At 30.8% G+C, this 26148-nt stretch carries 29 protein-coding genes and 1 riboswitch; of the genes, 3 read left to right on the forward strand and 26 right to left on the reverse strand.

The features are described 5' to 3' along the window. Positions 1-45: 45 nt before the first annotated feature. The 23 genes from CS884_RS07580 to CS884_RS07685 all read right to left on the reverse strand — a co-directional run bounded on the left by CS884_RS07580 (position 46) and on the right by CS884_RS07685 (position 19155). Entirely contained in the window at positions 46-402 is a 357-nt protein-coding gene (locus tag CS884_RS07580; RefSeq protein ID WP_099321280.1) for a lactococcin 972 family bacteriocin, read from the reverse strand. 210 nt (positions 403-612) lie between these two features. Next, positions 613-1515, reverse strand: a complete 903-nt coding sequence (locus CS884_RS07585; protein WP_099321281.1) for a helix-turn-helix domain-containing protein — start codon at positions 1513-1515, stop codon at positions 613-615. A 12-nt stretch (positions 1516-1527) separates the two neighbouring features. Beyond that, complete coding sequence (locus CS884_RS07590; protein WP_099321282.1) at positions 1528-2184, reverse strand: winged helix-turn-helix domain-containing protein; 657 nt, start codon at positions 2182-2184, stop codon at positions 1528-1530. A 193-nt stretch (positions 2185-2377) separates the two neighbouring features. After that, positions 2378-3067, reverse strand: a complete 690-nt coding sequence (gpmA, locus tag CS884_RS07595) for a 2,3-diphosphoglycerate-dependent phosphoglycerate mutase (protein ID WP_099321283.1) — start codon at positions 3065-3067, stop codon at positions 2378-2380. Continuing rightward, positions 3067-4116 carry a rod shape-determining protein gene (locus tag CS884_RS07600; RefSeq protein ID WP_099321284.1) on the reverse strand — a complete coding sequence of 350 codons (1050 nt, stop codon included), beginning with the start codon at positions 4114-4116 and terminating at the stop codon, positions 3067-3069. Before CS884_RS07600 ends, gpmA begins: the two co-directional genes overlap by 1 nt. A gap of 8 nt (positions 4117-4124) precedes the next feature. Continuing rightward, complete coding sequence (gene metK / locus CS884_RS07605) at positions 4125-5294, reverse strand: methionine adenosyltransferase (protein ID WP_099321285.1); 1170 nt, start codon at positions 5292-5294, stop codon at positions 4125-4127. Continuing rightward, complete coding sequence (gene ispF / locus CS884_RS07610; protein ID WP_099321286.1) at positions 5287-5766, reverse strand: 2-C-methyl-D-erythritol 2,4-cyclodiphosphate synthase; 480 nt, start codon at positions 5764-5766, stop codon at positions 5287-5289. The genes metK and ispF overlap by 8 nt, the downstream gene beginning before the upstream one ends. Continuing rightward, a complete protein-coding gene (gene ispD / locus CS884_RS07615) occupies positions 5744-6475 on the reverse strand; it encodes a 2-C-methyl-D-erythritol 4-phosphate cytidylyltransferase (RefSeq protein WP_099321287.1) in 732 nt (243 codons plus the stop codon). Before ispD ends, ispF begins: the two co-directional genes overlap by 23 nt. After that, entirely contained in the window at positions 6476-7576 is a 1101-nt protein-coding gene (locus CS884_RS07620) for a PIN/TRAM domain-containing protein (protein WP_099321288.1), read from the reverse strand. Positions 7577-7595: 19 nt separating this feature from the next. Continuing rightward, positions 7596-8075 (reverse strand): CarD family transcriptional regulator, encoded by a 480-nt coding sequence (locus CS884_RS07625; RefSeq protein WP_099321289.1) that lies wholly within the window; start codon positions 8073-8075, stop codon positions 7596-7598. An 88-nt stretch (positions 8076-8163) separates the two neighbouring features. Next, the gene (locus CS884_RS07630; protein WP_099321290.1) at positions 8164-9069 is read right to left on the reverse strand and encodes a diacylglycerol kinase family protein; all 906 of its coding nucleotides are present in this window, start codon (positions 9067-9069) and stop codon (positions 8164-8166) included. A 115-nt stretch (positions 9070-9184) separates the two neighbouring features. Further along, positions 9185-9976, reverse strand: a complete 792-nt coding sequence (locus CS884_RS07635; RefSeq protein WP_099321291.1) for a hypothetical protein — start codon at positions 9974-9976, stop codon at positions 9185-9187. Further along, on the reverse strand, positions 9976-10659 hold the full coding sequence (locus CS884_RS07640) for an ABC transporter ATP-binding protein (protein WP_099321292.1): 684 nt from the start codon (positions 10657-10659) through the stop codon (positions 9976-9978). The genes CS884_RS07635 and CS884_RS07640 overlap by 1 nt, the downstream gene beginning before the upstream one ends. A gap of 3 nt (positions 10660-10662) precedes the next feature. Continuing rightward, positions 10663-11016, reverse strand: coding sequence for a GntR family transcriptional regulator (locus tag CS884_RS07645; protein ID WP_099321293.1), 354 nt, complete (start codon positions 11014-11016; stop codon positions 10663-10665). 147 nt (positions 11017-11163) lie between these two features. Next, the gene (gene thiT / locus CS884_RS07650) at positions 11164-11727 is read right to left on the reverse strand and encodes an energy-coupled thiamine transporter ThiT (protein WP_099321294.1); all 564 of its coding nucleotides are present in this window, start codon (positions 11725-11727) and stop codon (positions 11164-11166) included. Positions 11728-11754: 27 nt separating this feature from the next. Beyond that, positions 11755-11843: riboswitch (TPP riboswitch) on the reverse strand. Between the two features lie 49 nt (positions 11844-11892). Then, positions 11893-12066, reverse strand: coding sequence for a hypothetical protein (locus CS884_RS10635; protein ID WP_180753311.1), 174 nt, complete (start codon positions 12064-12066; stop codon positions 11893-11895). Between the two features lie 136 nt (positions 12067-12202). Beyond that, a complete protein-coding gene (locus CS884_RS07655) occupies positions 12203-13213 on the reverse strand; it encodes a YveK family protein (protein ID WP_099321295.1) in 1011 nt (336 codons plus the stop codon). A gap of 8 nt (positions 13214-13221) precedes the next feature. Further along, positions 13222-14340: an EpsG family protein gene (locus CS884_RS07660; RefSeq protein WP_099321296.1), complete on the reverse strand. Its 1119-nt coding sequence runs from the start codon at positions 14338-14340 to the stop codon at positions 13222-13224. Between the two features lie 358 nt (positions 14341-14698). Beyond that, on the reverse strand, positions 14699-15751 hold the full coding sequence (locus CS884_RS07665) for a DUF4097 family beta strand repeat-containing protein (protein ID WP_099321297.1): 1053 nt from the start codon (positions 15749-15751) through the stop codon (positions 14699-14701). Continuing rightward, a complete protein-coding gene (locus CS884_RS07670) occupies positions 15741-16100 on the reverse strand; it encodes a DUF2089 domain-containing protein (protein WP_099321298.1) in 360 nt (119 codons plus the stop codon). Before CS884_RS07670 ends, CS884_RS07665 begins: the two co-directional genes overlap by 11 nt. Before the next feature lie 226 nt (positions 16101-16326). Further along, positions 16327-17028 carry a hypothetical protein gene (locus CS884_RS07675; RefSeq protein WP_099321299.1) on the reverse strand — a complete coding sequence of 234 codons (702 nt, stop codon included), beginning with the start codon at positions 17026-17028 and terminating at the stop codon, positions 16327-16329. Beyond that, complete coding sequence (locus tag CS884_RS07680; RefSeq protein ID WP_099321300.1) at positions 17025-18026, reverse strand: glycosyltransferase family 4 protein; 1002 nt, start codon at positions 18024-18026, stop codon at positions 17025-17027. Before CS884_RS07680 ends, CS884_RS07675 begins: the two co-directional genes overlap by 4 nt. Next, a complete protein-coding gene (locus CS884_RS07685) occupies positions 17995-19155 on the reverse strand; it encodes a glycosyltransferase (protein WP_099321301.1) in 1161 nt (386 codons plus the stop codon). Before CS884_RS07685 ends, CS884_RS07680 begins: the two co-directional genes overlap by 32 nt. Positions 19156-19264: 109 nt before the next feature. Here CS884_RS07685 and CS884_RS07690 point away from each other — a divergent pair, with 109 nt between their 5' ends. Beyond that, positions 19265-19615, forward strand: a complete 351-nt coding sequence (locus tag CS884_RS07690; RefSeq protein WP_099321302.1) for an SdpI family protein — start codon at positions 19265-19267, stop codon at positions 19613-19615. Between the two features lie 12 nt (positions 19616-19627). Here the strand turns inward: CS884_RS07690 and CS884_RS07695 are convergent, their stop codons facing one another. The 3 genes from CS884_RS07695 to CS884_RS07705 are packed head-to-tail and all read right to left on the reverse strand — an operon-like array spanning position 19628 to position 22585. Next, positions 19628-21220, reverse strand: a complete 1593-nt coding sequence (locus CS884_RS07695) for a hypothetical protein (protein WP_099321303.1) — start codon at positions 21218-21220, stop codon at positions 19628-19630. Position 21221: 1 nt separating this feature from the next. Beyond that, positions 21222-21917 (reverse strand): ATP-binding cassette domain-containing protein, encoded by a 696-nt coding sequence (locus tag CS884_RS07700; RefSeq protein WP_099321304.1) that lies wholly within the window; start codon positions 21915-21917, stop codon positions 21222-21224. A 17-nt stretch (positions 21918-21934) separates the two neighbouring features. Beyond that, positions 21935-22585, reverse strand: a complete 651-nt coding sequence (locus tag CS884_RS07705) for an HAD family hydrolase (protein WP_099321305.1) — start codon at positions 22583-22585, stop codon at positions 21935-21937. A gap of 1138 nt (positions 22586-23723) precedes the next feature. On the opposite strand from CS884_RS07705, the gene CS884_RS07710 reads away from it, so the two are divergent. Further along, complete coding sequence (locus CS884_RS07710) at positions 23724-25169, forward strand: nicotinate phosphoribosyltransferase (protein WP_099321306.1); 1446 nt, start codon at positions 23724-23726, stop codon at positions 25167-25169. Next, positions 25166-25900 (forward strand): SDR family oxidoreductase, encoded by a 735-nt coding sequence (locus CS884_RS07715; RefSeq protein ID WP_099321307.1) that lies wholly within the window; start codon positions 25166-25168, stop codon positions 25898-25900. The genes CS884_RS07710 and CS884_RS07715 overlap by 4 nt, the downstream gene beginning before the upstream one ends. The last annotated feature ends 248 nt before the right edge of the window (positions 25901-26148 follow it).

Genomic DNA, 26148 nt, shown 5'->3' on the forward strand with positions numbered 1-26148 from the left:
TAGTAGCAAGACAAATTAAAAGCCTTGCTACTATAAAACATTATGTCAGTTTATAACATTAGCATAAGCTTCATTTCCTGATGGAGCTTTTTCCCAACTAGCATATGCAGTTTCTCTTGGATTTGTTATTCCAGAATATCCAAATTTTCCTCCAGCTCCTTTTACAGAAGTCGTATGGAATCTCTTTGAATGATAAAACCATGACCAAACATGTGTATCATTCACACCATGTCTCCATTTTCCACCTAAAAAATCTTTAATACCACTGTCATAATTGCTTACAGTTACTGGTGGATCATTAGATCCTTGATTACTAAGAACTTCTGGTTGACTTGCAAAAGATATAGGTGCCACTAATAATAATGCTAAGGAAAGAACTGCTGCTTTCTTTTTATTTTTCATATTTTCCTCCTGCAATAAATTTAGAAAACTTAGGTGCACGCAATTATTTACTATTAACTTTATTATAAATCGTTTATATTGAAGATAGAATAGCTTGTGTGCCGTGTTTCACGATACATTAAAGCATTAGAATTTCCTAATTCCTGTCTTATTAGGAAATTTTTTAATAACATTCTATTAATAAATAAAAAAAAATAATGCTCTTAAGCATTATTTAAAATTATAATTCAAATATTTTTTTAGATTTTCTTCAAGTTTTTTTCTACCAGCTAGTTTGCAAAGCTCAAAAGACATATTTATATAATCCATGGCTTTTCCATCTTTTTGTTTAATCAGTAGATCTCCTTTTTGATAATAGCTATATATTAATCCTAAGATATCATTGTTATTGATTGATGTTCTTATAGCTTTGCCATTCCGAAAAGATGCTTTTTCAAAATTATTATCTAGATCATAATATCTGCTTATAGTATATGCTACTAAAGGATAATCTTTAGACGTTTCATTTATTTGAGATTCTATAAACAATAGGATGTCTCTGCCTAAGTCAATTTCCCCAATATTTCTTAATCTATTTGCAATAGTTCTTAAAATTCTAAGCTCAAATTTAGTAAACGAATGTAAGGCAAATTTTTCAACACTAAAATTTTCATGATTGATTTTAATAAGATCAATTAGATTATTAATGCATTGCTCATAAGTTATATTTTCATTTAATACAACTTTGTAATATCCTAAATTCTGTTCATATCTTTTTTTATAGGTAATTGATAATTGAGATGTATCTAATTTTTCAAAGTCTATCAATAACTCTCTTGCTTTGCCAAGATCCAAAGAGTTAAGTGAAAAATCTATTTCCAACAAGTATTTTTCTATAGTTGACCATTTAGACTTTTCAATAGTATCAAATATATTATAAAATTCAATTCCCAGAGTATCCAACACTTTCAAAAGCGAGCTAATTTTTATATCAACTTTTCCACTTTCTAGTCTTCTTATGGTATCAATTGAAAGATTAGTAGCAAAAGAAATATCCTCTTGAGTTAATTTTTTGTATTTTCTAATATTTCTTATCTCTTTACCAATATAAGTAATATCACATTCATTATTCATAGTAAAATTTCCCTATGGAGTACAAGAATCAAGTACCCACCTATAGCCCAAACGGTTAACTGTTTCTATTGGATAAAGATTTGCTTTTTTAAATTCTAATCTTATTTTTCTTATGTGTTCTCTTACTGATCTTTCTGTTGTTTCCAGGCCTTTTTTTGCCATTTCTTCAACTATTTGATCTTTTGATAAGGTTTTGCCTAGATTATTTATTAATACTGCACAAATTGAAATTTCAAGCTTTGTCAAATCTAGGATATAATTTCCTATTCTAAATATCCCATTATCTTCTTCCATTGTGCAAAATCCAAGATTAATAATTTTTGTATCGTTAAGTTCTTCGACTTTTTCAAATACGTGATTTACAAATTCTTCTCTGGTATTTGAATGAATAATAAATTCTTTATCGTCGATTTCTTGTTCATAGGGATTTTTGTTGTATCTTTCTGTTAAGTATATTACAGGTATATTTGTAGTTTGTTTTATGTATTGTATTACTTGTAGGCATTTGTTGTGAGTCATATCTACAAGAATTAGATCATATTCCTTAAGATTTATTCCTATGAGGTCTTCAAAATTATCAAATTTATTAACAATTACGTCATTTTTGTCAAAACGAGAATTCAATAATTGTGATACACCATTTTCATATTCAACTGATGCAATTTTCATTTCATCACCTCTATTTTATATTATAATTACTAAAAAATAAATGTAAAGATATTTTTATAAAAATTTCTATACCAAGCAAAATATGCCAAATTTTCGTGTATATGATAAAGTATTTTAGCCATTTTACTAATTATAGACTTAGGCAAAAAAATTGATGGCAAATAGTAATTCTACTTACCATCTCTTTTTATATTTACAAATAGTATTTTTTAATCATATTTAGATCATCATCTAGTTCATAAACTAAAGGTTGACCTGTTGGAATTTCAAGACCCATTATATCATCATCTGATATTTTTTCTATATGTTTTGCCAAAGCTCTTAGGCTGTTGCCGTGAGCTGCTACTAAAACCACTTCATCTTTTAGTAGTTGTGGTGCTATGTGGTCAAAATAATATGGAAGAGCTCTTTCTAGAGTTATTTTCAAATTTTCTGCAGCAGGAACTACATCTTTTGGAAGTTTTGCATATCTTTTTAAGTGATATTGTTTTTCCATTTCTTCTTCTGATAGCAATGGAGGAAGTGTATCGTAGGATCTTCTCCAAATATGAACTTGTTCATCGCCATATTTTTCTGCTGTTTCAGCCTTGTTTAATCCTTGTAGGGCACCATAATGACGTTCGTTTAGTCTCCATGATTTTTCTACAGGGACAAACATTTGATCAGAATATTCCAAAACATAGTTACAAGTTTTTATAGCTCTTTTTAATATAGATGTATGTGCATGGTCAAATACAATGCCTGCTTCTTTGATTTTTTTGCCTGCTTCTATGGCTTCTTCTACACCTTTTTCAGATAAGTCTACATCTACCCAGCCTGTAAATTTGTTTGCCAAGTTCCACTCGCTTTGTCCATGCCTTACCATTACTAATGTCTTTGTCATTATCTTCTCCTTAATTTTTCGCTATCTTCTAGCTCTTTTTGTTTTAGTTTCTTAGAATCGTTGTAAGTTTTGTCAATTTCATCAAGCCAGCCTAAAGCTCTACCTGTCCCGTTTATTACACACTTACTAGCATCTTCGGCAATTTTGACTTTTATTTGAAGTTTTTCTTCTAGCCTATCTTTAAGTGTTGGTGTATAAGCTCCACCGCCAGTAAGTATTATTTCCTTGTCATAGATATCGCTTGAGAGTTCTGGTGGTGTTACTTCTAATACTTTTTTTACCCCGTCTACTATCATATCCACAGACGATCTAATGCAATCTTTAATTTCTCCTAAAGGAATGAAAACTTTATTTGGTAGACCATCTGTTATTTGTCTACCACTAACTTCTAGGGATTCATTATCTTTAATGGAATTGGCTTGGATTTTTACTTCTTCTGCCTTATTATCGCCAATTAGTAAGCCATATCTTTTTCTAATGTTATCTTTGATGTCCTTATCAAAATTTAAACCTGCTACTGGTATTGATTTGCTAATTATTATTTGGCCTGCTGATATAACTGCTATATCAGTTGTGCCTCCACCAATATCTATTATCAAATCTCCACTTGCCTTGGTTATATCAACTCCTGCTCCAATTGCAGCAGCAAGTGGTTCTTCTATTAGATATGTTCTATGAGCCCCAGCATTTTCGCTAGCTTGAAGGACTGCTCTTCTTTCAACTTGAGTTGCCCTTGATGGTATGCAAATTAACAAATCTGGTTTGATAATTGCTTTTTTGATAGATTTTTCCAAAAAGTATTTTAGCATTTTTTCTGTTGCTGGAAAATCTGCTATAACTCCATCTTTCATAGGCTTAATAGCTTTGATGTTTCCTGGAGTTCTGCCTACAAGTTTTTTTGCTTCGCTTCCTACTGCAAGAATTTCATTTGTTAAAACATCCACAGCTATCACTGAGGGTTCGTCCAAAACTATGCCCTTGTTATTAACATATACCAAAACTTCTGCTGTTCCAAGATCTATAGCTACACTTCTTCTAAGTCTTGCCATTTTTTCTCCTAATATTTTTTAAGTTTTTCGACTTTATCTAATTTCTCCCATGTAAAATCTTTATCATTTCTACCAAAGTGTCCATAACTTGAAGTTTTCTTATAGATTGGTCTTAGTAAATCAAGATGATCTATAATTGCTTGTGGTCTAAAATCAAAATTTTCTTTTACAATTTCTAGTAATTTTTCATCGTCATAAATCCCTGTGCCAAAACTATCAACATAAATTGAAAGTGGATGAGCTACTCCTATGGCATAGGAAATTCCTATTTCTAGCTTATGGCAAAGTCCTGCTGCAACCATATTTTTTGCTGCATATCTTGCCATATAAGCTGCAGATCTATCTACTTTTGTTGGATCTTTGCCAGAAAATGCTCCACCGCCAGATTTGGAATATCCACCGTAAGTATCTACAATGATTTTTCTTCCTGTAAGTCCACTATCGCCTTTTGGACCTCCAACTACAAATTTGCCTGTTGGATTAATATAAATTTTTGTATTTTCATCCATCAAAGAAGGATCGATTACTTTATTTATAACTTCTCTTATTATATCTTCTCTTATAGTTTCAAGGCTTACTTCTTCGGTGTGTTGACTTGATATTACTATACTATCAATTCTTATTAATTTGTCGTCTTCATATTCTACTGTCACTTGAGTTTTGCCATCTGGTCTTAGGTAGGCTAAGGTTTTATTTTTTCTTAGCTCTGCAAGTTTCATAGCAAGTTTGTTGGCATAGCTTACTGATGCTGGCAAATATGAATCTGTTTCATCATCTGCATATCCAAATATTATTCCCTGATCACCTGCTCCAATTTTATCATATTTTTCATTTGATATTTTGTATTCTTGGGAATTGTTTACTCCAAGGGCAATATCTGGTGATTGTTCTATTAGCGATGTTAAAACTGCAACATTTGAATAATCAAAGCCGAGTTTTGGATCATCATATCCAATTTCTTTTATGGTATCTCTAACTATTTTTTCAATTGGCGCATAAGCTTCAGTGGAAATTTCTCCAACTACCAATACTAAACCTGTCGATGTTACTGTTTCGCAAGCAACTCTACTATTTTTATCTTGTCTTAGACACTCATCTAGGATAGCATCAGAAATCCTATCACAAATTTTATCTGGGTGTCCTTCTGTTACTGATTCACTTGTTATTAACCTACGCATTTTTCTCCTCTAATATTACTACACTTCTAGCCTCTATGCCTAATCCTTTGCCAGTAAAGGATAAACCCTCACTAGTAGAAGCTTTGACTGATACATTAGATATGTCAGTTTGTAGATGATTTGCAAGTACTTGTCTTATTTCTTCTCTTTTGGGATTAATCTTTGGCTCTTCGCAAATTACTACACTATCTACGTTACCGATTCTATAGCCATTTTCATTCATCAATTTAACTACTTTGTCTAATAGCTTTAGTGAATCTATGTCCTTATATTTTGGATCAGTATCTGGAAATAATTTTCCAATATCTCCCAAAGACAAGGCTCCCAAAATCGCATCCATGATAGCGTGAGTTAGCACATCTGCATCTGAATGACCCAAAAGTCCCAACTTGTAATCAAAATTTACTCCGCCAATTATTAATTTTCTATTTTCTACTAGTCTATGGACATCATAGCCTATTCCTATTCTCATAAAATTCCTCATTTTCTAAGCTTTTTATATATGCCTTGGCAAATAAAATATCTTCCTTTGTGGTGATTTTTATATTTGAATATTCTCCATCCACAACTTTTACTGGAATATCTCTTTTGAAAAACTCAAAAAGTTGACTATCGTCAGTTATTTTAAATTCACTTTCTACATATTTTTCATACATGGAAAATAATAAATTCTTATCAAAAGCTTGAGGTGTTTGGATATTGTAAACATAGTCCCTGTTTGGTGTAAAATCAACCAACATGTTTTCATCGACAATTTTTATGGTATCCTTACTCTTTGTCGCTGAAATTACAGCCTTGTAATGCTTAAGCATCTCCAAAACTTTCTTAAATAAAGCTAAACTAGCAAAAGGCCTTACCCCATCGTGGGTTAAGACCAATTGGCATTTCTTATTTAGGGCTTTAAGACCTTCAAATGTTGAAAGTTCACGAGTTGTGCTTCCAAATACATACGATATTTTATTTGGATAATTTTCCAAGATTTTTTCTACTATTTCTTCATCTTCTTTTCTAATGACAAGGATAATCTCGTCAAAATTTTCAATCTTACTAACCTTATCAAGGGTTAGTTCTATGATTTTTTTATTTTCTATAGTTAAATAAGGCTTGTTTATCTGACTATTCATGCGGTTGCCAGAACCTGCTGCTGTTATTATGGCCGATAAGTATTTACCATCTAGCATTTAATCCTCTTTGCTTTTTACAAAAATCATTCTTCCGGCTGATGTTTGAAGGACGCTTGTTACTGTAGCTGTTATAGTTTTATCTAAGTATTTATCCCCATCTTCAACTACAACCATAGTTCCATCTTCAAGATATCCAACTCCTTGATTTCTACCCTTGCCAAGTTTTATAACTTCAATTTCCATGCTTTCTCCTGGCAAAACCACTGGTTTTAAGGCATTTGCAAGATCGTTGATGTTTAATACGGGAATTCCTTGAACATCACAGACTTTGTTTAGATTATAGTCATTGGTGAAAATTTTTCCATTTAGATCAATGGCTAATTTTAAAAGTTTGCTGTCAACTTCTTTGATTTCCGGGTAATCTGTATTAACTATTACAAGATTTGTTTTTTCGTTATTTTTTATCTCATTAACAATATCAAGGCCTCTTCTGCCACGTTCTCTTTTTAGATCATCGGGGCTATCGGCTATGTGTTGCAATTCTTCTAAGACAAATTCAGAAATTATCAAATCGCCTTCGATAAATTCAGTGTTTAAGATATCTACAATTCTTCCGTCTATGATTACAGATGTATCAAGGATCTTGGCTGTTGCAAGATTTTTGTTCTTGTCATGCTTTAGTATTGATTTTTGCTCTTTTACATCTTTGACATTTTTAAAGAGATTTAGAAAATCTTCGCTATTTCTAACTGAAACTCTCCATCCAAGATAACCAAAAACAATATATAATAAAATAGATAATAGCACAAAAATTGAATTGCCCACATAAGGTACTTGTAGGCTGGTTAAAGGTCTTGAGATTAAGGTTGCAATTACAATTCCTATTATAGCTCCGATTGTTCCAACTATGAGCTTCGATGCTGGGATCTCGCTCATTTGCCCTTCTAAATTTGAAAATTTGTTGATAAATTTGCCTGCAAATTTACCAGATATAAAATAAAATATTATTCCACCAACTAGTCCTGCTAGGACATTTGCAATTATAAATATAATGCCGCGTTGTTCTATAAAAGAACTTGCGGCATTAACTATGTTGAATATTACAATGCCTAGTACAATTCCAATTAGTGTAATAACCAATTGAAAAATACGTTTCATTTATACTCCTTTTAATAATTTAAAGACCAATGGACTCATCTATCATTTCTTCGCCCTTGCCTTTTTCTAGAGAACCTGCCATTACTAATTCACTTGCTAATATACGTCTTGCTCTATTTAGTAGTTTCTTTTCTGTTGTTGATAATCCTTTTTCCTTATCCAAAATTGCAAGATTTCTTACCATCTCGGCGATTTTGTATATGTCGCCAGTTTTTATTATTTCTTGATTTTCTCTATATCTAACATTCCAGTTATCAGCCATTGGACTAGGATCATCGTCCAAAATTTTTAGGATTTTATCTCCTTCTTCTTTGCTAATTACATCTCTTATGTTCATTTTATTGATGTTTGAAATTGGTATTGAAATCTTCATAGAACCGATAGGCATTTTTAGGATGAAATATTCTTTTTCTTCTCCCAAAAATTCCTTTTTTTCAATAGCGTCAATCACTCCTGCTCCGTGATTAGGGTATACGATTTTATCGCCTATTTTAAACATTATAACCTCCTAGGTTCTCACTTATATTATATCAAATTGCGAGAAACTAGTAAAACTTACTTGGTTAAATTGTTAAAAAATAATATTTTTAAGCTTTTTTGCTTGATCCAACCTTCATTCTTATCTTTTCTTTCAAAATTTTTATTTGAGAATTTTTACTAGATCCGCCAAATTCTCCATCTAAAGACCAAGATACTTCTTCTTCAGTAGATATTTTAAAATCACTTCCTTTTCTTAAAATCAGCATTTCATTTTCTTCCCCATTTGTAAGGCCTGATACTATTTTATTTAGGTCAGCTAATGATTTTGGTGCTTTTACCATGGTTAGTTCAAAAACACCATCTGATAAACCTACATTATCGCCAGTTATTCCTGTAAAACCACCGACAGAAACAGAATTTGTCACCATAAAGTGGATAAATTCTCCAGAAATTTCTTCTCCATCTACTGATACTTTCATTTTATATGTTGGCATGTTAGATAGAGGTAAAGTTTGTTTTAAACCTTCAAAAATATAAGCAGATCTACCAAAAATATTTTTCACACCTTGATCTGTAGAAAAAGAAATATCAGAAAGTGCTCCAAAGGCTGCAACATAGACGAAATATTTATCATCAATTGCTCCTACATCTATCTTTTTTTCTTTACCACTTATTATAAGTTTTGTTGCCTGTTCTACATCTTCTGGAATATTTAATGATTTTGAAAAGTCGTTGGTTGATCCTGTTGGTATATAAGAAATTAGAGGATCTAAGTTTTCCTTACAAACTGCAGCAACTATTTCATCTAGGGTTCCATCTCCGCCAGCTACAATAATTTCCCCAAAATTTTTTCCACAATTTTCTATTAATAAAGCTCCATCGCCAGATTGCTGGGTAGCATAGATAGTAGTTAAATACTCATTTTGACTTAAATAATTGATAATCTCGGATAGATTATCGTTTATAGTTTGTTGACCACTATTTGGATTGTAAATAAATAGAGTATTTTTCATAAGTTCTCCTTGAAATTTCAAAAAATAAATTCTCTATTATATTTTACTCCTATTTATATTTATAATAAATAAAAAAATGGTCTTCCAAGAAAAAACTTAGAAGACCAAATATTGATTAATTTACTGATAATTTCTTATCGTGCAATAGATAGCTGATTGCATACATTACAGAAGATAATACTAGGTTAAATAAGATAGGTATAATAAATGTAGTATTTGAAATATTAGTAACTATTTTCATTCCCATACCATTTATTTCCTTAACTTCATTTAGATTGTTTAAAAGAACATTGGCTTGTAGGTAAGAAAATGAAAAACCTATTATTATAAGCAATATTATAAATACAAAAAGTGCTGCAGACTTGGAATATTTTGCCAAATACTTGCTACCTGTTGCTGTTGATGATAGCAAAAGCATACTAATAAGAGTAATTAATACGCTAAAGGCCACGAGAATTATTAGAGCAAATCTTCCTAGACCTATATTTGCAATAATAGTCTTTATACCGTCAAAAATATCACTTAATGTATAGATCTGTTCTTTTTGTGCTAAACCTAATATTATAAAATTTACTATGAAAGACGTAAAAGATAAGATTCCTATTAGTATATAGTTTATAAATCTTGCTCCTATTATCTGTGAGCTTTTGTAAGGAAGCGTTGAATAAAAGCTTGATTCTTTGTCATAAAATCTTTTCATATCCTTATCTGTACTTATGCTTAAAGCGATAATAGGACCTACCATCAATAAAGTAAAAGAAATTACTATTGCAATTCCTATTAATGCAGAAGTTTCAAAAACTTCATATAGTTTCATCAATATAAAAGATGAAATCAAAGGAAGAATCAACCACAAAATTATATTTTTAAAATCTTCTTTGAATATTTGTCCAATAAGTTTTCCCATTACATTACCTCCACGAAATATTCTTCAATAGTCATGCCCTTATCTTCTCTAATCTCATCGGCACTTTGGTTTATGATAATTTTGCCCTTATCAAGGAAAATCGCCCTATCGAGGATATTTTCAACCGCTGAAATAAGATGAGTTGAAATTAGCAAAATTCCCTGATAATCAAAATTATCAATTATCGTATCTATAACTATTTTTCTAGATTTTGGATCAACTCCACTAATCGGCTCATCCAAAAGATATATCTTTGCCTTTCTCGATAAAGTTAGGGCAATTTGAACCTTATCTCTCATACCCTTAGAACATTCTTTCATTTTAAGATCTTTTGAAACATTAAAATTATCTAGCAAATCGTAAAATTTCTCGTTTTGAAAATCTTCATAGAATTTCCTATACAAGTCGACTATTTCTACAATTTTCAAATTATCATCAATTGCTAAATGGTCCGGTTGGTAGGAAATTAAACTATTTGTAAGCCCTCCTGGATTTTCGCCCTTAATTTTGACATCGCCCTTATAATTTCTCTCAAGGCCAGCTAGTATTCTAAGCAAAGTAGTTTTGCCTGAACCATTTTCTCCCAAAAGCCCAATAATTTGGCCTTCTTCTAATTTTAGATCTAGATTATCTAAAACAGCTCTGCCTCCATAAACCATGGTTAAATTTTTAATATCAATCATTTTTTACTCCCAATATTTCCTTAATTGCTCAAGCGCCTCATCTTTTTCTAAATTCAAGTTTTTTGCCCCTTCAATAAAATCATCTGCAATTTTTTCAAATGTTTTGTTTTCCAGCTTTGAAATAAGTTTAGTATCTTCTGTTACAAATCTTCCAGCAGTTCTCTTACTTTCGCAAAATCCATCTCTTTCAAGCTCCGCTAATGCTTTTTGAACTGTATTAGGATTTACCTCATAAATTTTGGCAAGATTTCTGACAGAATCAATTTTTTCTCCAGCTTTCCATTCTCCAGTTGAGATTTTTATCTTAAAATCTTCTAAAAGTTGCAGATATATAGGTCTTTGTGAATCAAATTTCATCAAAACCTCCTAGCTTTGTATTATTGTATTACTGTCTTGGTACAATAATATTATATCACCATGATTTTCCCTGTCAAGGTTTTTTTGAAATTTTTTTATATTTTTTAAATAAAAAAACAAGCCCTAAGGCTTGCAAAAAAATATTTTTTAGATCTTATTAATTTTTGTCATATCGCTTGTTAAGAAATTTTTTAATAGGTAGATAATTACTAAGGTTATTGCAAATTCTACTAGTAAAAAAGAACCGTTATAGATTATTGAATATATAAGAGGAGCTTGGCCTTCAGGTGCATATGAAGCAAAGAATATTACTCCAGTTAATACATGGCAAATAAATCTTCCCAATACAGCTATTGCAGTTCCTAGTATAATTGGGCCTATATTTTTTGTTTCTAAGAATTTGTCAGAAAATATTCCAGCTAATCCCAAAAGTCCAAAAGCTAACGGATAATCCAAGATAGCTTGAACTGGATGTATAACATAACCACCAAGAATCATATCCAAAATTCCATAAACTGCGCCAACTAGTAGACCTTTTACGCATCCATGTCTTAGGGCAAAGATTATTAAAGGAATCATTTGACCTGCTGTAATTGAACCACCTTGTGGCATTTCAAATAATTTTATACGTCCAAGTACAATAGATAAGGCTATACAAATAGCTCCTTCTGTTAACATTCTCGTTGTCCAAGTATTGTTTGTTTTTTCCATAAAAAAATACCTCCTTTGCACATACTCAAAGAGGCTCAGACACTTTCCTCCGCAAGCATTACCTTGAGTCAGGTTAAGGGTATAATCTCAGCTAAAAAGCACCCCTAGTGCGTATATATTATATACCAATAAAATTTTTTTGTAAAATAAAAGGGGCGAGTGCCCCTAAATTTCCGATAAATTACAAGTTTCTATATAAAAATTATCTCCATTATATTCCACAAATACAAATCCATTTTCTTCTTCTTGCAAAATTTTAACAAGAGATCCCTTTTCCAAAGTGTCAAAACTTGCGTTTTTTTCTGGAGAGGAGAAAATTTCAGAATCTTTGTCGACCATATAAAATCCGTTGATTTGAAGAGATTTATCTTCTCTTATTTCTTTTTTATTTTGGAAAATTTCGATATTTTTTGCCTGATAAGCTTCTTTTTGGCCGCAGGCGCTTAAAAATAATAAAAAAATTATAAGTAGTAGTTTATTTATGATAAATCACCCCTAAAAATTTAATTTCAAGTCTTTCTAGCTCTTTGATGTTGTAGGCTAGTTCATTTTTATGGCTATTTTTCTTAACTAAAATAATTTTATAATCTTCAAAATCAGAAAAATCTATGGTTGATGGATTATCCAAGGCTTCTTCATCAATTAATATATAAGGAGATTTTTCTTTTGCATCTTCTATTTTGCCTATATCCTCAGAATTTATTACAAAAGCATCTAAAACTTCTCCCAAGTCTTTTGCTATCGATAAGTCTTTACTTTTTCTATTTAATGGACTTAATCCTACTATCATCTTCGGGGATAAAAATCTTATTTTACGGCTTACTTTGCTAAGCTCGCCCTTATTTTCTGTGGATAAATCAGCCAAAACTTCTATATTCATTTCTCTTATATCAGCTGCTGAATTTATCTTATCTGATAAAATTTCTCTTACGATGAGTATAAAAATTCCAATTAAGCCTCCTAGGAAAAATCCTAAAAGTGTAAAGATTATTCCGCGTTTTTTCGGAGAATTATTTACATTTACTTTTTGCAAATATTCAATATTTTCCATATTTAGATAATTTTTGGCAAAAGATCTAAATTCTTCAGCAATTAGGGTCAAAGTGTCTTTGGCACGATTTTTATCTGAATCCTTGTAAGTTAGGGTAATCACCCCTCCTTGAGGATTTACTTCATAGGAAAATTTATTGGAAATATTATTTCCACCGTCAGCTTTGACTTCTTTTTCAACGTCTTGAAATAAATCGTCTGACTCCAAAAATTGCCCATAAATATTAGCAAGTTTTTCGTTAAGAATTAATTTGTTGTAAGTAATTGGCTTATCGTCGTTGCTTGTAACTATCAAAACAGTTTCTGCTTGATATTTCCCTTCAAGCAAAATTTCTTTGGCAAAAACCAAAAGCCCAAGAATGAGCGCGGGAATTATTATAAATTTTTTATTTCTTTTGATTGCATCAATAATTTGATTTGTTGTAAGTTTTTCCATAAAATCTCCTATTTTAGTGAATAAATTGCATTTAAATTTGTAAAGAAAAAGTCATAACTTGGAGCTTTGACCATCAAAAATACTGCGTAGGGCAGGATGAAAACCACAAGGCCTAAAATAATTAAGACTCTACCAAGTTTATCTATCTCTTTTATTTCTTCAAGAACTAAAGGTATATAAATTATTTGTAGAATGGATATAAAGGTTGAAAATCTAAAGGCTATGGCAATTGACGACCTAAAAACCAATAAGGCAATCAAATAAAACCACATGGCCTTAAGAGAAGCTTCTTCAATAGAGAATTTCTCAAAAGATTTCTTGTTAAAATACATTATACTTGTTACAAATAGGGCCAGAGCAAAGATAATTCTCGGATCATATATTGCCATAGCTCCGGCAAATTTCCCGGTAAAGGTATAGGAATTTATCTTTAATGCCATTCTCGATAAGCCAACAGCTGACATTAAACTTGCCATCAAACTAAAAAATCTTGCTGAGAAAATACTAACAAGAAAAGCAGCTCCCAGACTCAAAACTTTAAGTAGATTTCCAATTCTAAAAAGCATCAAAAATAAAAATGCCAATAAAATTATGGCAGCCCTATGAAAGCTAAAAGCAAGGAGAAAAAACATAAAGCTTTTAAAGAATTTTTTCTCTGACAAGGCGTCAATGCTAATAAGTCCAAGGCCAATGGCTGATGCGGTTCTTGCAGTTTGCATATCAAATTGCATGAAAACCGGCAAAAATATAAGGGCAGATAAAAAAGGATTTCTGCTTTTTTTAATAGAAATATTAGCAACCGGGATAATTGATAGTGCATTCATCAAAACAATGACCCATTGGCGAGAAATTCCAAAATAATTAATCAAATAGGAAAATAATCTAAAAGAAAATTCTACTGGATAAGAAAAATTTAAAACTTTTGAAAAATCTAGACCAATATCTTTGACAAACCGCAAATAATTGTAATAATCAGCATCACCTGACCCGCGCAAGGCTGCAAAAATAAACATTATAAAAAACATTAGTCCTGCAAAAATTTGCTTGTTTTTTTTATTATTAAATTTTATCAAGCTATTTACCGCAAACAAAACTAGTTCGGTAAGTGTAAATAATGTAAAACCCATAAAGACCTCTATTTTCTAAAAATATTATAACAGATTGGAGGGATTTTAGGAAAAAATTATAAATTTTACCTAAATTTTACAAATTATTTAAAAAATCAAAATAAGTTTTGCCTATTATATAAGTAAGTAAACAGGAAATATAGTTTCCGCTGATTTTTATAATAAAAATTACTTTCTTCCTTAAACGTTATGTAAAACTGTTTACTAGTGCAAAAGTAAGACCCTCAAACTTTTGTAAAACTCTCTAGAAAATAAATAAGAGAGAATACTGTCAACTAGATGTTGACAGTTTTTATTTTTTAAAAAAATAAAACCCTAAGTTAAGTAAAATTTACCATAACTTAGGGTTTTATAATTTTTATCTTAGAGAAACTTTGCCAAAGCTAGAATCTATATTGATATTTAAATCTGTATTGTTGATATTGGTTGAAACTTCAAAACCATCTTCGTTTTGGATCTTGTTTTTAAATCTATCTGAAATATCAAGATAATGTCCATCGACATGTGCTTTGATATCGCCATTGTAGCCTTCTGCGTCGATTATAATATTTCCTGAAGTAGAATCTAGGCTGATATTTTTTGTATCTTTGATGCCAAAAATTCTAATATTTCCAGAAGTTGTATCAGCATCAAATTCTTTGGAATTTAGTCCATCAACTCTTATATTTCCGCTTACTGCATCTACACTTGCCATTTCGCCACTGATATTTGATAGATAAACTGCTCCATTTACATTGTCAATTTCAAGTTCACCGTTGGTATTTTTGATATCTATTTTTCCATTAACATTGTCTATGGATAGGTTGCCAGAAGAATTTATAATGGTAATTTTTGCATTTACAGAATCTATAGTTTGATCTTTAAAATCTACATCTGAAATTTCAACAGTTCCATTTACTATGTCAATTTCAAGATTTTCATAAAGATTTTTTGCCAAGGAAAGTTTAATAACTGCGCTTGCATCGACCTTGTTATATTTGTCGTTTACTGTAATATTTAGTGAATCTTCGTCAATATCGATATCTAAATAATCGATAAGGTCATTTTTCTTTGACCAAATATCTTGAGATAAGGTTATTGCAGAGTCAACCGCTCTTTCGATTAGGATTTTTCCATTTGGAATATCTATAGAAATTTTATTGATTTCATCGTCAATTCTCATTTCTGCGTGAGTATTGCTTTCGCCTTTGATATTAAATTGATTTATATCAAAATTATCAAAATCAATATTATTTATGGTTTCTGTTGTCTTTTTTATAACACTATCAATAGATTGGCTTAGCTTTGAAATAAAGTCGTTCTCGCTTTTGATCTTTTTGCCACCTACTGCATCTAGTAAGTTATTTGCTTCTTCAACTGTAATTTTTCCGTCTTTAAGCATTTCTAGAATCATTTGTTTTTCATCGTTCATCTTTTAATTCCTCCAATAATTCACGAGCTTGCTCAGCTGTAATCTCGCCATTATCAAGCATATTAAGTATGTCAATACGGCTTGCTTTCTTGTCAACTTTTCCACCTAATTTTGCAACCAACTTATCTATTCTATTTCTAACTGTAGGATATGAAATTCCAATTTCCTCACCTACATCCTTAATACTTCCTCTTTTTTGTAAAAAAAGTTCAATAAATTCTTTATCTTCCTTATCAAGTCTAGCAAAATTATCCATTTCAAACTCGCCAGAAACTTCAGTATAACAATTATTGCATTTATATGATGTGATCATCATTTCAGATCCACAATTTGGGCATTTATTAATCATACAAATCCTCCTTTTGATATGAGTATACTATCAAATTAATATTTGTAAAGTCAAAATTAATATTTTTAATTATTTTTTTTAATTTTATAAATAATCAAAGTTAAAACTTACGTAATTTGATAAGTGTTAAAGTAATTTCCCCGAAAATTATTTATAAATTCAAATGAATTTATAAAAAATTTCAACAAAAAAACGAGTCTTTTTCAAAACTCGTATCTTTATAAAATTAAACAATTTCAACAAATTCCTTATCCCAATAAGAACGCAAGGTTCTTGTTATCCATAATATGGTATTTATCATCACTATTGCGAGTAAAACCATGCCCATCCACAGAAAATATTCTAGGGCAATTTTATATTTCAACAAAAAACTTGGAGCAAATCTATAAATAAGGGCACAAGCAAAGAAAAAAGTCATCCACTTTGCACTTGTTCTAAGATTTTCCTTGAAATCAGGAAAAACCATTGCTTTTTTGCCGTATTTTCCTAAGAATTTATCCCTTGCTTCTTTGATTTTTTCCCTATCTTCTTTAGGAGAATTATCTATAAGAGCTGAGTAATAATGCTCCATATCTACTGGAGTTGAGGCGTATTTTCTCAAATTTAATAGCTCTTTTAAGGAATATTCTATGGCTAAGATTTTGCCTGTAATTGTAGCTTTTGACCTGTAGGTTCTTCTTTCTTCTCTTAGATTTTTTAATTTTTCTGTATCTCTTAGAGGATCTAAAAGTTTTTGTGTTTCAACTTCATAATTTCTTTTGTTTGCCAAAAATTTGCTAAAAACAATAACTGCAACAAAAATTATAAAGATTTGTGAAACTATTAAAGCAACATTACCTCCACCAAAAGATGAGGTGATTATTAGCATCATACCAGGTATTAGCTGGGTTAAAAATGCTATTAGTAAAAAATATAATATTGATCTCATAAATTCATTACCTTCTTGTAACAAGCAACTAGTTTTTTGCCCGTATTTTCTATGGATTTTTCTTCTGCAATTTTATAGGCAACATCGCTTAGACTTCCTAGTTCTCCTTCTAAAATTTGACGAATTTTCTTTTCAAATTCTGCAATGCTATCTGCCTTATAAATATTTACGCCATCTTCGTATTCATCTTCAAAAATTTCTATATCGCGAATTAAAATATCCGCCTTGCAAGCCAAGGCTTCTAGTAGGACTATGCCTTCTGTTTCCTCGTGAGTTAGAAATACGTACAAATCGCTTCCGCAATAAGCTTCTCTTAGATCATCGCTATTGATATATCCTGGGAAATGAAGATTTGCAGGGGATGTGTCTATATCCTTGTTTATTTCTGGTGGAATTATGCTAGGATTTAATTCACCAAACCAAATAAATTCATATTCTGGCATCCTTTTTGCAAGGGCGATAAAATCGTCTATGCCCTTTCTTTTGATTGGAAGACCCACTGAAATGATGGTTTTCTTATTCTTGTCAATTCCATATTTATTGTAAAAATTTTCCCTGTCATTTTCTTTTCTCTTCCAAAAATCTAGATCAATTCCATTAGAAACTACTTCTATGTCTTTTTTTAGCTTATAGCTTTCTAAGATTCTTTTGGAATACTCACTTGGAGTTATAATTAAATCTCCCTTGTTGTAGCAATATGTAAGCCAAATCTTAAAGGCTGGGGCAATTTGATTGCTTAATATAAAGGAATCTTTAAAATCTTCCTTGGTTGAATGAGCGTGGTAGATAACTTTTTTGCCCTCTTTTTTGGCCTTATCTGCAAAAGTTACAGAATTTGGCAAAATCGTATTTATATGAACCAAATCATATGAATCATTTTCATCAAGGGTATAATCGCAACCAACTGTTTCAAGAGCCTTGATCTGGTGGTCGATGGCCTTGCCAACTCCCGATTGTTTTACTTTATCATAATCTTTTGTATATAGAAGGACTTTCATAATCGTACTCGTTTACCGCTTTCTCGTATAAATCTTCACATTTTCTGCCAAAGCTTTCCACAGAAAAATTTTCTATGGCATAGGATCTGGCATTTTTCTTTAATTTTTCGTAAAGATCTTTATCATCTAATATTTTATTAACATATGTCTTGTATTGGTCAAAATTTTCGTAAGCATAACCATTAAATCCATCAATTAGAACATTTTCTAGTGATGTATCATTCCTACAAACTGCAATCGTCCCATTGGATAAGGCTTCGTAGTAGGTAAGGCCTTGGGTTTCTGATGTGGATGCAGTTGTAAAGATATCTGCCATTTGATAATATTTGTTGACATCTTTTGGATTGACCATGCCGACAAAATTTATATTTTTCTTAAAATTTTTGCTATATTCTTTTAATTTTTCAAGATATGGCCCGCCACCAACTATAACAAATTCCGTATCAGCTCTATCAAGCTTTTGATAAAAATCTATTAGCTCTTCGATGTTTTTTTCTTCGGCAATTCTACCTAAATAAAGCAAAACTTTTTTATTTTTGCTAATATCAAGCTCACTTCTTAGATCTTCATCATAAAGCTCTGGGATTTTTACTCCAGTTGCAATGATTTTTATTTTATCTGGACTTATATTATAGGATTTTAAAATTTCGCACGTTTTTTCTGTAGGAACTATTATGTAATTGCAAAGATCAGAAAAGGCCTTGCTTGCTTTAGCCACAATTTTTACACCAATTTTTTTGTGAGAAGTAAAATAATGGGTGTAATCTTCATAAACTGTATGGTAGGTGTGGACTAGGGGGATATTTAATATTTTCGAAAGAGCCTTTGCCATAATAAAAGTTGAAAATTCGCACTGACTATGGATAATATCTGGCTCCCACTTTCTAATTGCTCTAAGGTGAGTTTTTGCCAAAATATTTGTAACTCTCGCCTCAGGATAAATTTTCTTCGCAGAAAGAGAGCCAATATAATAGACATCTTCGCTTGTAAAGCTTGTGATGCTATCAGAAAGCGTTAGAACTTTCACATCGTGGCCTTGTTTTTCTAAATATTCTTTTAAATTTAAAACTGAACGCACTACCCCGTTTACAACAGGGTAATACCAATCGCTTGTAATTAATATTTTCATAGTATCCTCATCATTACTATATGTGCTTTTATTTTTTTTACAATTTTTCTAAAATATCTCACTTTAATTATTAAAAAACTTTAGTATAGTTTTAAAAAGTGAGGTAGTTATGGGTCCTTTAATCGCATCAGATATTATACTATTAATTCTTACAATTTATGTAGGAATCTTTTTTAGAAATTTTTATAGTCCTTATCCTGAAATGAAAGTTGGTTTTCATATTTGGGAAGTTTGCTATAGCAAAGAGTGCTGGGAATACGGCAACAAATTTGCCGGCAAAATCACCATTATTCTTGGACTTTTGCTTTTTGGCATAATTTATCCAATCCTACTTTTTATAAAGTTAAAAAGATCCTACCTAACAATTTTACTAATTTTGTTTGCCCTAATTTATTTTTTACTGCTTTATTTTATAGTAAAAATAAGAATGCACAAAAAATTTAAGCTAAAAGATAAATAAAGCCTAAAGGCTTTATTTTTTTATCCTAAAATTCTCATGAGAACTTGTTTTTATGGCAAAGGCAAAGATTCCAATTAAAAGCGCCATTATAATTGCCATATATAATAAAATTGTATTTTTATCAACTGTTCCTTTCCAAATTCCAAGAGGGATAGCTATGCAATTAATATAATAAAATATGCGTGCTACAAAATTGTAAGCTTTTCCAACACTCATGGCAGATACATCGTAAGGCTGAAAGCTATAATAATTAAAAAGGTCAAAAGACGGATAAAAGATATAGGCTATGATTGCAAAAATCCCATAAATCATCAAATTTTTTAAAGTTAAAAATGAAAACTCAAAGTAAATAAAGCTTAACGCCAATAAAATCACAAGCAAGGCTGGCAAGCTTATTTTTAGAATTGACCTAAGCCTAAATTTGTACATATCAAAAATCGCCTTTTTATCCTTATAAAATCCGTAAACCATCAAAGATCTATCACAATTTTCAAACATGATTCGACTTAGATTTTCAATTTTAAAGAGTATATACGTTATAATTATTAGTCCTGTTGGAATTATTTTATCCGCCGAATCTGATATATCTTTTAAATAAATTTTACCAAAAACTATAGCTAATACTAAAAATCCAGCAAAAAATATGTATTTTTTTATTAAAGGCTTAATAATAATTCTCTTGTGCCTTTGGAAAAATAACTTATTTAAAAATTCGTAAGCAAAAACATTAGAAGATTTATCAAAGGTTAGATCTTCTTTTTTAAGACTTATTGAAGCTTTATAAATTTCCTTAGGATCTGTGCTAATATTTGCCTGGTCAAATTTTGCTTTTTCTAAAATTTTCCCATAATTATCAAAGGAAAATAAATATTTTAGAGTAAACAAATAAAAAATCAAGCTTATGGCAAAGCTAATTAGTAAAATTTTCTCATCGATTACTCTAATTTTTTGGCAAAGGAAAAAAACTAGGACAAAATTTCCCAAAACCACAAGCACTTTATTGGTAAAATCTTTCTCATATTTGTCAAAAATATGTAAATTTAGTCCGCTTATGCTAACTCCTAGAAAATTTATGATAAAAGTTAGTAAAATCGCTTCTTTTAGAGAAAAAATCATACAAAAAGGCAAAATTCTTCCAATAGTTTCCAATAAAGGTTCAAAAATTCCAAAAATTAAACTGCTTTCCTTAGCTTTTATCTTATATATTATCCCAAGCATCCTCATTTTGAACCTACTTCCATAAATTTCATTGGCTAATAAAGTAGGAGCCAAATAAAAGGCCAAAAAAGCATAGGAATTTTTACCGATATTAAAAAAAGTATCGTAAATTCCACCATTTAATTTGCCAAAACTTGTAAAAATCCAAAGGATAAAGCCTGACATAAAAATAGCTAATAAAAAGGATAAGTAGGAAATTACAATTTGCTTGAGGATTGAAAAAATTGGCCCAAAAAAATAGACGAATTTTTTAAGTCTGTAAAATTTGTACTTATCTCCAGTAAATTTGCCAATTATAGGAAGATTGTGAAAAAATCTTATAATAGTATTTATAAGAGCGCAAAGCTCTGCATTTTCAATAATTCTATATTTTTTGTAATATTGCATATCAAGCCTTTAGTAAATCAATAACTTCCGCCTCAAAATCAGGATTATCTTTGATTTTCTTGTCAACTTTTTGAATTTTCCCTTGGTGAAGCAAAATTATTTCGTCGGCCATATTTTTTGCTAAATCTAAAATATGAGTAGAAAAAATAATTATGTGTTCGCTTTTGATTGATTTAATCAGATCTTTCATTTCTTTTTGGACAACTACATCTAGGGAATTTAGAGGTTCGTCCATCAAAATTACCAAAGGTTTCAAAATTAAAAACATCATCATCTGCAATTTATTTCTCATTCCCGTCGAATAATCTTGGATAAGTCTATCCAAATCTTCATCAAGAAATTTTACCAAATCAAAATAATAGGACGGATCTTTTAGGTCTTTGATTTTTTCCTCGTTAACTTCTATAAAAAATTTTATAAATTCTCTTCCAGTCAAAAATTTCGGCAAATCTGGTTCTGCTAACATCAAAAATATGTCATCTAACTTTAGTGGAAGTTTTTTATCGCCATCCACAAGATAAAATTCTCCCTGGTCATTTTTAAGTTCTTTAGCTATTAGGTTAAACAAAGTAGTTTTCCCTGCACCATTTCTGCCCAAAAGTCCATAAATAATTCCCTGGTCAAAAGTTACCGACAAATCATTTAGGACGTTTTTCTCTTTAAAACTTTTTGATAAATTTTCTATAACAACTTGCAAAGTAAGCTCCTAGTGCCTCAAATTCTTCTAATACTTGTAATTTCTTCTGGCGAATCTATTATCAAATCTGGTTTTTCTTTTTCTAAAATTTCTCTATCTCTAAAGCCCCAAGAACAAGCAACTGTAAAGACATTGGCGTTTTTGCCACATTTTATATCAACTTCGCTATCGCCAAAATATAAAATATCAGAAAAATTCACCCCAAAATGATCAGCAATTATCATAAGTCCCTCAGCTGAAGGTTTTCTCTTGTAATCATTTCTAAAACCAAGAATGTAATCAAAATAATTTTCTCCAAAAATTCCATTTAATATTTTTTTGCAAGTTTGGTCAGGTTTATTGGAAAAAGCTACAATTATTTCCTTTCTTTCTTTCAAAATATCCAAAGCTTCCTTAATCCCAGAAAAAGGCTCGGTTAGATAGAGTGGATTATCGTCGTAGGATTTATTATAAACATTGTAAATTTCTTCTTTTAAGCTCTCATCTCCATCAAAATTTTGATAGTCAAAGGCTCTATTAAGCAAAACTTTTGGCCCATTTCCAACAAATTCTCTAATCTTTTTTATTGGAATTTCAACAAGTCCATAAGCTTTTAAAGTTTTATTTAAGTGATAACTAATAACCTTTAGCGTATTAAGTAAAGTTCCATCTATATCAAAAATATACATCTTAACTCCTTTTAAATTTATACTAACACTTTACCATAAAAAATTCTTTTTGGATAATTTCATTTTTTTATTAATAATATTAGTAACTTTTCCTAATACTGTATGATAATTTGCTAATGAATCTTAAGTTTCATTATTTTTTTAATTCTTAGCCTTCGTCCTTGAAGGGCGGCTTTAAGGGACTTTCGATTGTCCCTCCAAAGCTCTTTTGTCCACGAAAACTCGCTTTTGACAAAGCTCCTCCGTGCTACCGCACTCTGTTTTCGGTGTAAAACTCCAAAATCAATGGAGTTTTACACCCACACAAACCTCACCCTATAAACGACCATTGCATGGAGCAAAAGTGTAGGAATTGCTTCGCAATGTCCTGTTTGAAAAATCTAAAACCACCTGGCATGTTGAGCGAAAGGAATCACAAGATTCCTGTAGTCGAAACATCTCTTGGGATTTGGAAAATATTTATTAAACAAAACTCCCACAAGATCCTTCGACTCACTTCGTTCGCTCAGGATGCCAAAGAGTGTATGTATGTATGTTCGCTCAGGATGCCAGCGGAGTATATGTTTTCGTTGAAATGCCAAGTGTTGTAGCAAAATACACTACATATTTGATATCTTATATTTTAAAATTCTTTTATTTTACTTCCTTCGTCCTTGGAGGGCGGCTTTAAGGGACTTTCGATTGTCCCTCCAAAGCCCCCTCCAAACCACCCAGCAAAGGACACCCTGTAAACGACCATTGCATGGAGCAACAAGGGTAGGAATTGCTTCGCAATGTCCTGTTTGAATATAAAGTTAGAAAATTGAAACAATAAACTTACTGATATTCTAAAGTGTTTATAACTCAATTATTTCAAAAAAAAGAATTCGCGGAGCGAACTTCTACTACTCATTGCTCCCTGCAAGGGCGGCGGGGGTGAATAAGGTTGGGGGTTTGGGGGAGGATAAAGGGGTCTCCGTAACCCCTATACCCTATCCACCAAGAACGAAGTCAATTTTATAAAATAAGAAAACATAATAGATATCAAATAATTAAAAACTTAATAATTAAAAAAATAATTTTTCTAGGTCTTTTCCATGTAATTGTGTATACAAAGAGTAAAGTATAAATTAATACAAGAATTTGAAAAGAGGATTTAATGAATAATAAAAGAAATTTATCCTTGCTTAGTGATTTTTATGAATTTACTATGGCAAATGGATATTTTAATAATGGTATGAAAGATACTGTGGCAATTTTTGATGCATTTTATAGAAATAATCCTGATGGAGGTGGATATTCAATCTTTGCGGGCTTAAATGACATAATCGATTATGTGAAAAATTTATCTTTTTCTGCTAGCGATATAGAATATCTTAGAAAAGAAGGTAATTTCTCAGAAGATTTTTTGGATTATCTTAAAGATTTCAAATTTACAGGAGATATTTGGGCATATCCAGAAGGATCTGTAATTTTCCCAAATGAGCCAATTGTAACTGTCAAAGCTCCAATAATTGAATGTTCTATTTTAGAAACATATTTACTTTTGTCTATGAATTTTAATTCATTGATAGCTACAAAAACTAGCCGAATTGTAAAGGCAGCTGGCAATAGACTTGTTATGGAATTTGGTGCAAGACGTGCCCAAGGAGCAGATGCTTCACTAACTGGAGCAAGAGCAGCTTACATAGCTGGAGCCCCTGTTACAAGCAACACTCTATCAGCCAAAACTTACGGTTTTAAACCTGCAGGAACTATGGCTCATTCTTGGATTCAAGCCTTTGATAGCGAGTATGAAGCTTTCAAAACTTACGCTCTAGCCTATCCAGAAAATTGCATTTTGCTAATTGATACCTACGATACTATCAACAGTGGTCTACCAAATGCTATGAGAATTTTCAAGGAAATTTTAGAGCCTAGAGGTTTATCTGGTGGAGTAAGAATTGATTCTGGCGACCTTGCATATTTATCCAAAGAAATTAGAAAAATCTTAGATGAAAATGGTTTTAAGGATGCAAAAATTGTAGCAAGCAATTCCCTTGACGAATTTAAAATTATTTCACTACTAAACCAAGGAGCGGAAATAGATTCCTTTGGCATTGGCGAAAGACTCATAACTAGCAAATCCGACCCAGTTTTTGGAGGAGTTTACAAGCTTGTGGGAATTTATGATGACGATCAACTCATTTCAAAAATCAAAGTTTCAGAAAATGTAGAAAAAATCACCACTCCAGGCTTTAAAAATGTTTACAGACTTTACGACAAGAAAACTGGCAAAGCTGAAGCTGATTATATTACCCTTAGAGATGAAGAAATGGACGATAGCAATCCTCTTGTAATATTTGATCCTTTATTTACTTGGAAAATGAAAAAAATGGATAATTATAAGGCAAGACTAATGCAAGAGAAGATTTTTGAAAATGGTAAGTTGATTTATGAAGAGCCATCTCTTGATGAAATTGCAAAATATTGCAAGAACGAGCTAGATAGTATGTGGGAAGAAGTGAAAAGATTTGATACTCCGCACAATTATTACGTCGACTTATCACAAAAATTGTGGAATCTCAAACAAAATCTAATTCTTGAAGCTAAAAAAGGCATATGATTGCAATAATAACAGGAGCAAGCTCTGGAATAGGCCTTGAATTTGCCAAACAAATTGACCAAATTGGCTTTGATAAAATAATTCTTATAGCAAGAAGAAAAGAAAGGCTTATAGCTTTAAGCGAAATTTTGCAAAGTAATGTCCAAATTCTAGACTTAGACCTAAGAAAAGATGAAAGTTTTAAGATCCTAGAAGAAAATATAAAAGATAAGAAAATAGGACTAGTAGTAAATTCGGCTGGCCTTGGGATAAATGATTATTTTGATGAAATTTCAATAGAAAAAGATGAAAATGTTATAGATGTAAACATAAGTGCTCTTACAAAAATAATAAAAATTGTAAAACCTTACATGGCAGAAAATTCTTCCATAATAAATGTCGCATCAGTAGCAGGCTTTATCCCTCAGCCCAAATTTGCAGTTTATGCTGCAAGCAAATCCTATGTAATAAGCCTATCAAGAGCATTAAATATGGAATTTAAAGATGAAAAAATACACGTCCAAGCTCTCTGCCCAAATCCAGTAGCAACAGAATTTTTCCAAGGGAACGACCCGAAATTTAAAAAATTTGCCTACGAAGATATAGAAAAATTAGTAGCAAAATCACTAAAAAAATCCAAAAGCAAAGACCTAGTAACAACAAATCCACTTGCAAAAATAGTTCAAATACTAGGAAAAATTTTTCCCCACAAATGGATAATGATAATTGAAAAATTAATAGGATTATATTAAAAGCAAGATTGTTTTCTTGCTTTTTTAATTTGCTATTTTTAGAAGTATCGGAAATAGAAAACAATATTTTTTATAGATGTAAATCTTATATTCTAATATTCTTTTACTTTCTAGACTTCGACCTTGGAGGGCGGCTTTAAGAAAAAGTTTAAAAAATCAAAATAAAAATATATAAATATTTTTTTGTTGTAAATTATTTAATTATTTGATATCTTATAAGTTTATGTTTTTTTATTAAATGTCTTCGT

Source organism: Anaerococcus sp. Marseille-P3625 (genome assembly GCF_900232825.1).
GTDB lineage: Bacteria > Bacillota > Clostridia > Tissierellales > Peptoniphilaceae > Anaerococcus.